This window comes from Nostoc sp. TCL240-02, assembly GCF_013343235.1.
Classification (GTDB): domain Bacteria; phylum Cyanobacteriota; class Cyanobacteriia; order Cyanobacteriales; family Nostocaceae; genus Nostoc.
Genome location: NZ_CP040094.1, coordinates 6,526,307 through 6,538,802 on the forward strand (window position 1 = coordinate 6,526,307; position 12,496 = coordinate 6,538,802).

Here is a 12,496-nt window from a genome sequence, read left to right on the forward strand (position 1 = left end):
TCGGCGCTTATAAACCTCATCTACACGGGACTTTACCTGTCTTTGCAGGTTTTATAACAAGCAGCTTAAGCCCCTTGTTCTTTCTTGCCCAGGCTCTAAGTTGACACTAATGTAAAAATACGTATACGCAGTAGGAGCAATTCATGAATTGCTCCTACTGCGTATAGTTTTGAGCAAGTTATAGAGCAGAATCTACTGATTCTTTTTATAGAAACAGAATTCAGGAGTCAGGAGCCAGAATTCAGTTGCGTATTTTGTGCGACTGGTGGATGAATCCAGGGGTTAAAGACCCCCACTAAATTTGCATATTTAGTCGTCAACAATACAGTGGCGGGTCTGGTCTGAATCCCCCACTGATTCATTCTGACTCCTGAATTCTGACTTCTGAATTCTTCTTCAATGTAATATTGCTCCGATATGCTTAATCGCTATTAGATCAAATCCCATTTATGGGGCACGGTTTGTCGTGCCCACATTAGAGTATGAGCGAGAATAACGCCCGTACCTACGGAGTATCTAATAGATTAGCTGTTGCGGGTGAATCGATACTGGGCGTTTCTACTGAGGAGTGGTGGAATAAAGTTTCCAGATAGACTCGGGCAGCCCGGCGATCGCTATCTCCATTTTGGAGTAAAAACAATGATAGTGCCGCCGTCAATACCCTATTTTCATCCCAATCGGGATGGGTTTCTAAATAGTGTTTTAAGGATTCGTGGAGTGTTTCGGGAATTTCTGTAAAGATGCTAACCGTTGATTTCATGAGATTTTCCTCCTATGAGGATAATCAAAAGGGACAAGTTGCTTGCGGTAAAGCGCCAATTGGCTTCCTCACCCTTACGGGTGATGCCTCCGGCACGCCAAGGGCGAACGGTAGTAACTCAAGAGGGGAAACCCCCTTGGCGCTAGCCTCTCCCTTTGGGAGAAGACCGAACTACCTCACCACTCTTTTGCCATCCCGACAATCTACGCCCACATCTCAGGTAATATATTTTACACATTTGATGCCAACGGTTGAACGAACTACAAGAGCAAGCCGAATCATTGTGCGCCAAGAGGGGGTGGGTTTGTCAATGCTGCGAAATGTTAAAAATGATTGTATAAAAAATAAATACGAACGAGATAATAGGCATTTAAGCCTATTTTTCGTTACTTTACTTTATAAAAACTCAGTCCTTGAAGTTCTTTGCCACTGTTAATTAACAATCCCCAGTCAGAGGGTAAGAAGCCCATTAGTTCGTAATCAACCTGTGGAAAACTGCTAAAATCCCTGTGGAAACCCTGTGGAATGAGTGAGAAAAATAGCAGCCAATGATAAGAATTACAAAAATGTCACCAAACTATGACATCTAAACTCATGAAATTAGCTTCTCAATCTCAGCTATCATCGTGGCTGCCCTCAATACATCCTCAAGTCTGGATTTTTGCAATAGGTAGATTTCTCTCGGAAGTTGGAACTGGCTGTACCCTGTTTTACGCCCCCATCTTTTTTGTGAATGAAGTTGGTTTATCTGCAACCAGTGTTGGGGTAGCCTTGGGTAGCGCCTCGATTTCCGGCATTGTAGGGAGGATTGTAGGTGGTTCTTTGGCTGATTCTGAACACTGGGGCCGTCGCCGCACTTTGTTGCTAGCGACGGCGATTTCAGCAATTGCTTCTCTGGTTTTAGCTGCAACCAATGATTTTACTACTTTGGTAATTGGTAGCTTGATTAGCGGTTTAGGGATAGGTTTCTATTGGCCGGCGGCTGAAGCTGTTGTTGCTGACGCTAGCCAGATTGACAATCGCCGCGAAACTTTTGCGATCGCACGACTGGCTGATAATCTTGGGTTAGCGATCGGAATTGCGCTTGCTGGATTTTTAATCGCGGTAATTGGGAGTTATCGATGGCTATTTGTGATTGATGCCATTTCTTTTCTGCTGTTTTTTGGGGTTGTCTATGTGGGAATTAGTAAAACTGAACAACCGCAGATGGGGAAATCTGAAAAGACAGAACATTTTGCTTCTTGGATGGCAGTATTAAGCGATCGCCGTTTCCTGGTCTACATCGCAGTTAATATATTCTTTACAATTTATATTTCTCAAATTCATAGCACCCTGCCGCTTTACTTCAAAAACTTTGTTATCAAAAGTACTACTGAAGGATTTGCTCAAACTACTATTAGCGTTCTATTTGCTTGGCATCTGGTGCTAGCTATAATTTGTCAATTACCTGTCACCAGTGCCTTAAAACGCTGTTCTCACACACTCGCGCTTACTGTTTCTGCGATTCTCTGGGCAGTTGGTTTTGGATTGATTTGGGTAAGCGGCACTGCCCCATCTGATAATTTAGTTTGGGTAGCGTTGGCATTGGGAGTATTCGCAGTTGCAATTGTTTCTTATACCCCATCAGCTGCCTCTTTAGTCACTGAGTTAGCCCCGGAAAATAAACGTGGCGTTTATTTCTCCGTTAACGCTGTGTGCTGGGCTATTGGGTCTTTTATTGGTCATCCGTTGGGTGGATGGGCATTAGATCAACCGCGAGTTATTACAGATAGTTACTGGCTAGGATTTCCCTTGAGTGTGCTGATTGTCGTGATGATTCTACAGTATCTCAATCGAATTTTGCCTGAGTAGGGCTAACTCTATTGACGACGTTCTTGTAACTTCCGATATACCGCTTTTAAATCAACTTTATGGTGAGCTAAGGCAACTAAAGTATGATATAGCAAATCAGCCACTTCACCTGCGATCGCATCTGCTTCATCATCCTTAAAAGCCATAACCACCTCGGCGGTTTCCTCACCGATCTTTTTCAGAATTTTGTTGTCGCCACCTGCGAATAACTTACAGGTATAAGAACTTTCTGTAGGATTATCGCGGCGATCGCATATTATTTGAAACAATTGCGACAATGTATCCCCTGGTGGTGGGACAATATTTCCTTCTATTTGGTGAAAGCAACTACGTTCTCCAGTATGGCAAGCAACATCTCCTAGTTGCTCTACCCCGATGAGCAACGCATCACTATCACAGTCATAACGGATACTTTGCACTTTTTGAATATGTCCAGAAGTCGCCCCCTTGTGCCATAATTCTTGCCGAGAACGACTCCAAAACCAAGTTTCTTCAGTTTCCAAAGTTTTTTGTAACGACTCTTGATTCATCCACGCCATCATTAAGACAGTGCCATCCAAATAATCTTGGACAATTGCAGGCACTAGACCCCGTTCATCGTAGCGAATTTTTTCAACAGGGATGGCGTAATGGAGCGATCGCGAATCGTTAGAAGACATACCAACTAGTTTGCTCTAATGAGAATAAATCATGAATTTACGATACCATTCTGAATAGAGTAACTGATATGTTTTTTTGAATTTCACTATCTTCTCTAGCTCTAAACAAGAACATTCCGCTCCATAGCAGACTGCATCTTGACAGCACTTAACGCAACTTTGTGAGCTTTTGATGCCTCACCATACCAATGGATGGCCGAGTTAAAAGCTGCTCGGTAAAGATCCTGGTATGCTTCAGATAATCGAGTTTGAATATCTAAAGGCAAATCTTTATTTGACTTGTATAACATGTTCTTATTTTTTAGTTCAGCTATTTATATATGATAGAAATTCTAAGTACTTTTTGACACTATCCTAAGATAGAGCTTTTTATTGCCCACTGTTAGGAGAGAACCTTGGTAAACACCACAATTAAAACAACAAAATCACAAGAAATCTTTGCCGCCGCTCAAACCCTCATGCCTGGAGGAGTCAGTTCTCCAGTTCGTGCCTTTAAATCTGTGGGCGGACAACCCATAGTTTTTGATCGTGTTAAAGGCGCATATATTTGGGATGTCGATGGCAACCAATACATAGACTATGTAGGCACTTGGGGGCCAGCTATTTGTGGCCATGCTCATCCAGAAGTAATTGCAGCGTTGCATGAAGCTTTAGAAAAAGGCACAAGTTTCGGCGCACCCTCCGCGCTAGAAAATGTTTTGGCAGAAATGGTCATCGATGCCGTTCCTAGTATCGAAATGGTCAGATTTGTCAACTCTGGAACTGAAGCATGTATGGGAGTTTTGCGGCTGATGCGGGCTTTCACCAACCGAGACAAAATCATCAAATTTGAAGGTTGCTACCACGGACACGCCGATACATTTCTCGTGAAGGCAGGTTCTGGTGTTGCCACACTTGGTTTACCAGACTCACCAGGAGTTCCGAAAGCGGCAACTAGCACTACTCTAACCGCACCTTACAATGACTTAGAATCCGTCAAAGCCTTGTTTGAAGAAAACCGCGACGAGATTGCTGGGGTTATTCTTGAGCCAGTTGTTGGTAATGCTGGATTTATTGCACCTGACGCGGGTTTCCTAGAAGGATTACGGGAACTAACTCACGAGTATGGAGCCTTATTAGTATTTGATGAAGTGATGACAGGCTTCCGCATTGCTTACGGTGGCGCTCAAGAGAAATTTGGCGTTACTCCCGATTTAACAACCTTGGGTAAGGTTATTGGTGGTGGTTTGCCAGTAGGAGCTTATGGCGGTCGCCGAGATATTATGTCAATGGTTGCCCCTGCCGGTCCCGTGTATCAAGCTGGGACTCTTTCTGGTAATCCTTTGGCGATGACTGCTGGCATTAAAACTTTAGAATTGCTGCAAAAGCCAGGTACTTACGATTATCTTGAGCGGATTACTAAAAAGCTTGCAGATGGTTTGCTGCAAATTGCTAAAGAAACTGGTCATGCAGCTTGCGGCGGTCAAATCAGCGCCATGTTTGGCTTATTCTTTACATCTGGCCCAGTTCATAACTACGAAGATGCGAAAAAGTCTGATACAGCCAAATTCGGACGCTTCCATCGGGGCATGTTAGAACGTGGTGTTTACCTAGCACCCTCTCAATTTGAAGCTGGGTTTACGTCTTTTGCTCACACTGAAGAAGACATTGATCAAACTTTAGCAGTCGCACGGGATGTAATGTCTAGTCTGTAAGCTGTTAAGGGATTTCCAAATAAACAAGTATCCAATTACCCCTTGTGGGGTGGGGATATTGTCTACCATTTTGCGGGATAGGCAATCTTGCCTGCCCCACAAAAATGAATCCTTTCGTTACTTTAATACCCTTGTTTTGCTTTCTTGGTCACTCAGCATTCAGCACTACTGAATCTAAAGCCTTATTTGCATAACTTTTAGCAGCCAATGCTATGCTGTTGACTCATCTTGTATAGTAGGGGATCAAAGAAATTTTTTAACGGGTCTGTACTGTACCGTTATCATTCAAATCAGGTCACACCTTTGTCATAATTTCGCAATGGCTTCGTCAATGCATTATGCAATATTTAAACTACATTAAGTGTATTCATCTTAACAAGGCAAAATTAATTGCCTTTTATAGTTATCTAAATTCCCTTCATATCTCGTAGTCTACGAAAACTAAGGTGCAAGAAGCCTCTCACTTTCTTGGTGAGGGTTTTGTTTATAGATATTTAGATATCCGTAAAGTAAGGCATTTTTTCGGAGTCAGGGTTGGAGCTAACTTTAAAAGATATAAAAATCATGCTGTAGTTTGCATGACAAGGCTTATAGAAGTGTAAAAAACTGCCAGAAGTATTGTGAAAAAATGGTTCTAGCCTTGAAGGAGCTATGAAGTGGAGGACAATAAGTCATTTTTTGGTGTGCAAAAAATATTAATAGCGTTGCTTGTCTTGAGTATCACCACGATGATGTTTATCAAGTCAAGATCATCTGAGGCCCAAAGTACAGAAAATATAAATGTAAACAAGCTACCAGCCAAAGTTGGAGCCCAACAGCAGATTGAAGAATTAAAAGCAACGATGCTTAAAATTTGGCAGCAACAAGCACAAATAAAGGGTCTTTCATATTCTGTGCCACCAAGCTTTCAAGGAGCAATAGTTAGTGCGGCGAAACTTAGTCCCCAACAGAAAGTAATTGCTCTCACCTTTGATGATGGGCCATGGCCTGAAAGCACCGCCCAGGTATTAGATATTCTCAAACAAAATCAAATCAAAGGAACATTTTTTGTCATTGGGCAGAATGTGAAAAATTATCCAGGCTTACTGAAGCGTGAAATTGCTGAAGGTCACGTAATTGGTAATCATACTTGGCATCATTGGTATCAGTTTTTGAATCCACAAGCAGCCGCTTATGAAATTGACCACACAGCAGACCAGATTTATCAAGTGACAGGGATTAAAACAAATCTATTTCGACCACCAGGGGGAATCATGCACAATGGAGTGGCTGATTACGCTAGAAATAGCAAATATGCCATCATTCTCTGGTCATCTGACTCTGTAGATTACTCGCGTCCTGCTGTACCCAAGTTAATCAATAATGTGTTCAGAAGAGCCAAGCCAGGTGGAATTGTGCTGATGCATGATGGTGGTGGTAATCGCTCTAAAACTGTACAAGCTTTACCAGAAATTATTGCTAACTTTCGGAAACAGGGCTATAGCTTTGTTACTATCCCTGAACTTTTAGAAATGCAAGATAAGGATCAAAAGCTGATTACAAAACAAAACCAAAACCATTAGGTGGGGTTGCCAATTTAGCTCACCGTTATTACAATACAAAAAAACCGTCCAAAATTAACATTGAACGGAATTTTTATGTATTAATACTTTATTTCTACCTAATTTTGTTACTGATTGTACTAATACCTACAAGCTACAAGTCAGGAGGCAAAATTACCTGATCAATTGCGTGGATAACACCGTTACTAGCTGTGATATCTGCTTGTGTAACTTTAGCATCATTGACAGTTACACCAGCAGAAGGATCAACCTTAACGTTGATTGCGCCACCTTCGAGGCTTTTAACTTCACCAGACTTCAAATCAGTGGACAATACCTTACCAGGTACTACATGGTAAGTTAAAATCTTGAGCAATACTTCTTTATTGGCTGGGTTTAACAATTCTTTCAAAGCATCTGCTGGCAACTTAGCAAAAGCTGCATCAGTGGGTGCAAAAATAGTTAAGTTATCTTTGCCTTGTAAAGCTCCAGTCAACCCTGCTGCTTTCAAAGCCTTGGTTAAGGTTGTAAAAGAAGCGTTTGACTCTGCCAACGCTAACAGGTTTTTGCCTTGATTGTCACTTGCCCCTGGTGGAGTTTTAGTAGGTTTCTCACCGGGTTGAGTTTCCGGGGTAGTACCTGGTGTGGGGGGTTTCGGTTCAATAGGTGTAGCGCTACCACCACGGTTATAAGGAGGCTCGTTGAAAATACTGGGTCTGGGATTGGTTACACTACCTTTTTGCGCTACTTGTTTGCGCTTGATATTGCCCTTTTCTATTTCGGAAGCAGCCTCAGTAGGTATGTATTGAGCATTTACTTGAAGGCGTTGACCCTTGTTATAGGGGGCTTCGTTGAAAATACTGGGGCTAGGATTTAGTATCTCTTTGGCTTCAGATGGTAAAGTAATGAGAAGGCTTAAACTAGTGAATCCTGCTATGCCTGCCAACATGGTCAGCAGTTTGCTGTTATTTGTCTTCATAAATTTTGTTTGTCTTTTTGTCCATACATTACATAAAGATTTATAACATTTTGCTATGCACAAAATCTAACCGAAGAGGGAAGTAAAATTTTTCCTCAGAAGACTTTTTGCTACACGAGGTAAAATATATAACCTCAGATTAAGTTGGTAGGTATGAAATATATCTACCACATATTTTATGTAATTGAGTATATTTTCTTCGTCACACTGATAAAGAGTTAAAAAGCCTCACTTGGTGTGGCCTCAACTCTAAAAGAGTGGGAAAATTTTACATATCCAAGATTTCATTTACAATAAGCTGTGGAAAAAATTTTACTAAAAAGCCAATTTATATATAAATTTGTACTGTAAATTGATAGTTATAAAAAACACTGGATGCAGAAATGTTGAATGCTGATACAAAACTTTACATTATTAGTTACACTAAGTCTCAAAAGCTTAAATTAGTCAGCAAAACATCATCTCCTCAAACCAATGAACATAGCTGATTTTCTGACACATACAAGATTGAAGATAGCGGAATTTATCTAATAGTGTATGTCCCCATTGTTCGGGAATAGATAAAAGCTGTAAAATCAGATAGGCTATCAAGCTCACGTAAATTTGTATGGTAATACCATTGACGTTTTTGGTAATGAGTTTGTCAAGTTTTAAGTGCATCTTTAAAAACTTCCACAACAATTCAACTCCCCAACGTAATCGATAAATATCCCTAATTTCATCATCATGAACAGCTGCATCTCCCGACTCTGGTAAATTAGTCACTAAGCGAAACTCGGTTTTTGTCTCTAAATCACAGAAATTAATTACTCTATAAGCTTGAGCATCATCAGATGCACCAACTTTGACCAATCCATTTGAGCCATCAAATTCTAGTTTCCAATTGTTTTTTATCCGCAAAACAAAATATTTGTTTTCTTGTACTAATTCTTGGATAAATTTTAATCCAGCAAAACCCCTATCCATTACTCCAACAGCATTTATTGGGAGACTAGACATCATTTTGGAACCAAATTTATAATCATGGTCATGTCCAAAATTGATGAAGTTATCTTCTGGGCTTCCTGTGGAGAGATTTAAGGAACTAAACAGCTTGACTTGATGATGACCTAGTACCCATAACAATTTACTTGTGAGAGTAATAATTGTTGAATCTATTGGACAAATTGCATATTTATTGTGTAACTTTTTTTGAACTTTCTTCTGTACTAATTCATTTAATTTTTGGTAAATCTCTTGAAAAGGTTTTTGGCTTCGATGTAAATTTGCTTTAGAGAAAGTAGAAATATCTACCTCAAAACAATTGTTATTTAATCTGTTAAACAAATCTCGCATACTTGTTAAGCTGTTATCCAGGGCATAGGATAGCCAGCACTCAAAAAACAGACGACTGTTCAATACTGGATAATCGTTTTTTGGCAGGCTTTTCAGTATATCTTTGACAATTTTGGGAAATGAATTTATAATCACAACCAAACTAATATATTTTAAGCCTTAGCCCAAAACTACCATATTTTGGGCTATTTTTATCGGATTTTTCTTAACATTCAACACTTCTGCACTGGATGCTATATAGGATATGGCAATATATCTGAATTAAGCATTAATTATTCAGCCAAACCGCAGATAATTTACTCTACTAACAGTGGCAGAAATCAAAGTAGCTGCTGAACATCTGCAACTGAGCAGTTAGGTTTATTTATGTATACCGAAGTAAATTATTTAATTATTTGATATTTGAATCGGAAAATAAGATTTTTGAAATCGATTATTTTGCCGAAACCAGGCATAAGTTCAATCACAATCTCAATTAGAGGGAAAAAAAGCAATGAATGTAAAGAAAAATTACTTTAACTAAAGATACAATTGTAAAGTTTAAGAAGTTGACCAGTTATCAGGTATACAATATGCTGGAATTATACCAATGGGAACTATCTCAATACTCAGAGAAAGTGCGCCTAATTCTAGATTTTAAAGGACTAGATTACCGCAAAATAGAGGTTACGCCTGGGATTGGACAAGTAGAACTGTTCCGGCTGACTGGTCAGAAACAAGTCCCAGTATTGAAGGATCGTAATAAATATATTGCGGATTCTACGGAAATAGCTAAGTATTTAGACTTAGAGTATCCCGATCGCCCCATAATACCCCAAGATCCTAAAAAACGTGGTTTAACTTTATTGATAGAAGAATGGGCGGATGAATCTATAGGCATCAAAGGTCGGAAAGCACTATTTGCAGCCGTAAGTCAAGATCAAAATTTCCGCAAGTCTTTATTACCCACCTCAACACCAGATATATTTAAAAGTCTGGTTGGAGGAGTACCTACTGACTTACTGACAGTGTTGGGTTTTGGGGTAGGTTATAGTCCAGATGTGATCCAATCAGCGATCGCATCTTTAAAACAAGACTTGGAAGCGCTAACGTTATTATTGGCAGATAGTCCTTATTTAACTGGAGATGAGCCGACTTTAGCTGATTTAGCAGTGGCTGGCTTATCGATATTACTCAAGTTCCCCTCTGGCCCCTATCTGGATTTGCCAGCTTCTATTAGAGGTAAAGGATTGCCAATCTTTTCAGAGAATATAGATTATGAACCATTCTTTACCTGGCGCGATCGCATTTACACCCAATTCCGTAAACCATTGATTACTACCACTTCATCAACAGGGAGTGCGCCAACTTCGATTCAGATTGATTAGATAATTGGGCATTGGGCATTGGGTATGGGGCACAGGGTGGAGAATGACAAATGACCAATGACCAATGACCAATGACCAATGACCAATGACAAATGACAAATGACAAATGACTAATCAGATGAATTCGGGACAGCCATTAGGTTCGGTCATTCAAGGTTCTCTAACTGAAGGTTTAGAAGTACGATTGCATCCTGACATTTCTGTAGAAGATATGCGGGTTGGTAAGTTTCTTGTTGTCCAAGGGATGCGATCGCGCTTTTTTTGTATGCTGACAGATGTAGCATTAGGAGCAGCTAATGCACGAATTATTGCTAATCCCCCCAGTTGGGAAGACACTTTTTTACGGGATGTTTTAGCCGGAAGTGGTACTTATGGTACTATCAACCTCGCACCGATGTTGATGTTCACTCCCGAAGCGGAAGAATCTTTCTCCCCAACAAATGGCAAATCGGCAAATCCCTTTATCCCATCGGTGACGGGTTTGGCTTCATTTGTGCCACAAACCAGCACGACGATGGAATTGTTGCCTGTTAAAACTATTCCTAGCCACTTTAGTCAAGTTTACGAAGCCAGTGTTGACGATTTTCGCCGCGTATTTGGTTGGGAAGATGACCCCCAAAGGCGAAATTTTTCCATTGGGAAACCTTTGGATATGGATGTGCCTGTTTGTATCGATTTAAACCGCTTCGTGGAACGGAGTAATGGGGTTTTTGGGAAATCTGGTACTGGTAAATCCTTTCTAACTCGGCTACTTTTAGCAGGCGTTATCCGTAAAAGTGCGGCAGTAAATTTGATTTTTGATATGCACTCTGAGTATGGCTGGGAAGCTGTCGCAGAAGGAAAGAACGTCAATACAGTTAAGGGATTAAAGCAACTTTTTCCAAGTAAGGTAGAAGTTTATACCCTTGACCCCGAATCGACAAAGCGCCGGGGTGTGCGTGATGCTCAAGAACTTTATTTGAGTTACGAGCAAATTGAAGTTGAAGATATTAAGTTATGTAGTCGAGATTTAGGGCTATCTGACGCAGCCCTAGATAACGCCAATATTTTATATAGTGAGTTTGGCAAGTCTTGGATTGTCCAACTGCTGAACATGACTAACGAAGAAATCGAGATGTTCTGCGACGAGAAGCGCGGACACAAAGGCTCGATTATGGCATTACAGCGCAAACTCTTGCGGATGGACAGCTTGAAGTATATGCGAGCAGTTTGCCCCCAGAATTACATTAGTAAAATTGTCCAATGTCTGGAATCTGGGAAGAATGTTGTGATAGAATTTGGTTCCCAGTCTAATATGCTCTCTTATATGTTGGTGACGAACATGATCACCCGACGTATCCACGAGCATTACGTCAAAAAAGCAGATAAATTCCTGCAAAGCAAAAACCCTGGCGATCGCCCCACGCCGTTGATGATTACCATTGAAGAGGCACACCGTTTTCTTGACCCGGCTATCGTACAAAGCACTATCTTTGGGACTATTGCCCGTGAGCTGCGGAAGTATTTTGTCACACTTTTGGTAGTTGATCAACGTCCATCAGGCATAGATAATGAAGTTATGTCCCAGATTGGAACTCGCATTACCGCTTTGCTTAATGACGAAAAAGACATTGACGCGATTTTTACAGGTGTATCTGGTGGTAGCGGACTGCGATCGGTCTTGGCAAAGTTAGACTCTAAGCAACAAGCTTTAATCTTAGGTCATGCCGTACCCATGCCAGTAGTAGTACGTACCCGTCCTTACGACGCAACTTTTTACGAAGAAATTGGTGAGCCAGCCTGGGAAGAAAAACCTGACGCGGAAGTATTCGCTGCTGCTGAACTCGCCAAAGCTGACCTGGGATTTTAAATAGTTATTTGTCATTTATCCTACCCTACGGGAAGTCACTGATTTAATCTACATCAAGATTAATCCGCTACCGACCAATCCCCAATTCGTAACATCCCTCCATCCTCACAAGAAATTAAGTTCGGTTATCCGGCTACTTTTTGGCAACAGAAGAGGGGTTTTTGGGGTCACTATAGATATAGTCAGTAATTTCAAGGAAGCCTAAATTTTTTTCCAAACGACCATTTTTGGATTATAATTGAAAGTTTTATCTTAAGATACTTTACTATCTGCCTGATTTATCGTACTATAAAACTAAGTGGAACTCATACCGACTTCGGATTTACTCGTTACTCTCAGTAACTACCTAAAGTAAGAATTCTCAAAAATAACCAGTGTGCTAATAAGAGATTGAAAATTTAGGGAAGGTAGGGGAACCTATCTTAGGGGCTTAACGTCTTAGAAACGTCTATATCAATTGA

General features: G+C 40.6%; 10 protein-coding genes and 1 pseudogene. 6 read left to right on the forward strand and 5 right to left on the reverse strand.

All coding sequences use genetic code 11. The features are described 5' to 3' along the window. Positions 1–568 precede the first annotated feature (568 nt). Positions 569–760: pseudogene (locus tag FBB35_RS27860) on the reverse strand (DUF2811 domain-containing protein); the annotation flags it as partial. Here FBB35_RS27860 and FBB35_RS27865 point away from each other — a divergent pair. Both FBB35_RS27865 and FBB35_RS27870 read left to right on the forward strand, forming a co-directional pair. Beyond that, positions 759–1,196, forward strand: a complete 438-nt coding sequence (locus tag FBB35_RS27865) for a hypothetical protein (protein ID WP_174712342.1) — start codon at positions 759–761, stop codon at positions 1,194–1,196. The pseudogene FBB35_RS27860 and the gene FBB35_RS27865 overlap by 2 nt on opposite strands. A 143-nt stretch (positions 1,197–1,339) precedes the next feature. Beyond that, positions 1,340–2,611: an MFS transporter gene (locus FBB35_RS27870; protein ID WP_174712343.1), complete on the forward strand. Its 1,272-nt coding sequence runs from the start codon at positions 1,340–1,342 to the stop codon at positions 2,609–2,611. Positions 2,612–2,619: 8 nt separating this feature from the next. On the opposite strand, the gene hisIE is transcribed toward FBB35_RS27870, so the two are convergent. Together hisIE and FBB35_RS27880 are read right to left on the reverse strand one after the other, a co-directional pair. Continuing rightward, positions 2,620–3,270 carry a bifunctional phosphoribosyl-AMP cyclohydrolase/phosphoribosyl-ATP diphosphatase HisIE gene (hisIE, locus tag FBB35_RS27875; RefSeq protein ID WP_174712344.1) on the reverse strand — a complete coding sequence of 217 codons (651 nt, stop codon included), beginning with the start codon at positions 3,268–3,270 and terminating at the stop codon, positions 2,620–2,622. A gap of 101 nt (positions 3,271–3,371) precedes the next feature. After that, positions 3,372–3,560: a ChaB family protein gene (locus FBB35_RS27880; RefSeq protein WP_174712345.1), complete on the reverse strand. Its 189-nt coding sequence runs from the start codon at positions 3,558–3,560 to the stop codon at positions 3,372–3,374. Positions 3,561–3,665: 105 nt separating this feature from the next. On the opposite strand from FBB35_RS27880, the gene hemL reads away from it, so the two are divergent. Continuing rightward, positions 3,666–4,964 carry a glutamate-1-semialdehyde 2,1-aminomutase gene (hemL, locus tag FBB35_RS27885; RefSeq protein ID WP_174712346.1) on the forward strand — a complete coding sequence of 433 codons (1,299 nt, stop codon included), beginning with the start codon at positions 3,666–3,668 and terminating at the stop codon, positions 4,962–4,964. A 656-nt stretch (positions 4,965–5,620) separates the two neighbouring features. Beyond that, positions 5,621–6,526, forward strand: a complete 906-nt coding sequence (locus FBB35_RS27890) for a polysaccharide deacetylase family protein (RefSeq protein WP_174712347.1) — start codon at positions 5,621–5,623, stop codon at positions 6,524–6,526. A gap of 133 nt (positions 6,527–6,659) precedes the next feature. Here FBB35_RS27890 and FBB35_RS27895 read toward each other — a convergent pair whose 3' ends face one another. Next, positions 6,660–7,484, reverse strand: coding sequence for a fasciclin domain-containing protein (locus tag FBB35_RS27895; RefSeq protein WP_174712348.1), 825 nt, complete (start codon positions 7,482–7,484; stop codon positions 6,660–6,662). A gap of 447 nt (positions 7,485–7,931) precedes the next feature. Then, positions 7,932–8,954, reverse strand: coding sequence for an IS4 family transposase (locus FBB35_RS27900; protein ID WP_174708137.1), 1,023 nt, complete (start codon positions 8,952–8,954; stop codon positions 7,932–7,934). A 437-nt stretch (positions 8,955–9,391) separates the two neighbouring features. Between FBB35_RS27900 and FBB35_RS27905 the strand changes: the two genes are divergently transcribed. Both FBB35_RS27905 and FBB35_RS27910 read left to right on the forward strand, forming a co-directional pair. Then, complete coding sequence (locus tag FBB35_RS27905; RefSeq protein ID WP_174712349.1) at positions 9,392–10,186, forward strand: glutathione S-transferase family protein; 795 nt, start codon at positions 9,392–9,394, stop codon at positions 10,184–10,186. A 118-nt stretch (positions 10,187–10,304) separates the two neighbouring features. Continuing rightward, positions 10,305–12,035: an ATP-binding protein gene (locus FBB35_RS27910; protein WP_174713792.1), complete on the forward strand. Its 1,731-nt coding sequence runs from the start codon at positions 10,305–10,307 to the stop codon at positions 12,033–12,035. Positions 12,036–12,496: the final 461 nt, after the last annotated feature.

Coding starts and splice junctions, on each gene's coding strand:
- FBB35_RS27865 (WP_174712342.1), top strand. CDS start 759: ATGAGATTTTCCTCCTATGAGGATAATCAAAAGGGACAAGTTGCTTGC.
- FBB35_RS27870 (WP_174712343.1), top strand. CDS start 1,340: ATGACATCTAAACTCATGAAATTAGCTTCTCAATCTCAGCTATCATCG.
- hisIE (WP_174712344.1), bottom strand. CDS start 3,270: ATGTCTTCTAACGATTCGCGATCGCTCCATTACGCCATCCCTGTTGAA.
- FBB35_RS27880 (WP_174712345.1), bottom strand. CDS start 3,560: ATGTTATACAAGTCAAATAAAGATTTGCCTTTAGATATTCAAACTCGA.
- FBB35_RS27895 (WP_174712348.1), bottom strand. CDS start 7,484: ATGAAGACAAATAACAGCAAACTGCTGACCATGTTGGCAGGCATAGCA.
- FBB35_RS27905 (WP_174712349.1), top strand. CDS start 9,392: ATGCTGGAATTATACCAATGGGAACTATCTCAATACTCAGAGAAAGTG.
- FBB35_RS27910 (WP_174713792.1), top strand. CDS start 10,305: ATGAATTCGGGACAGCCATTAGGTTCGGTCATTCAAGGTTCTCTAACT.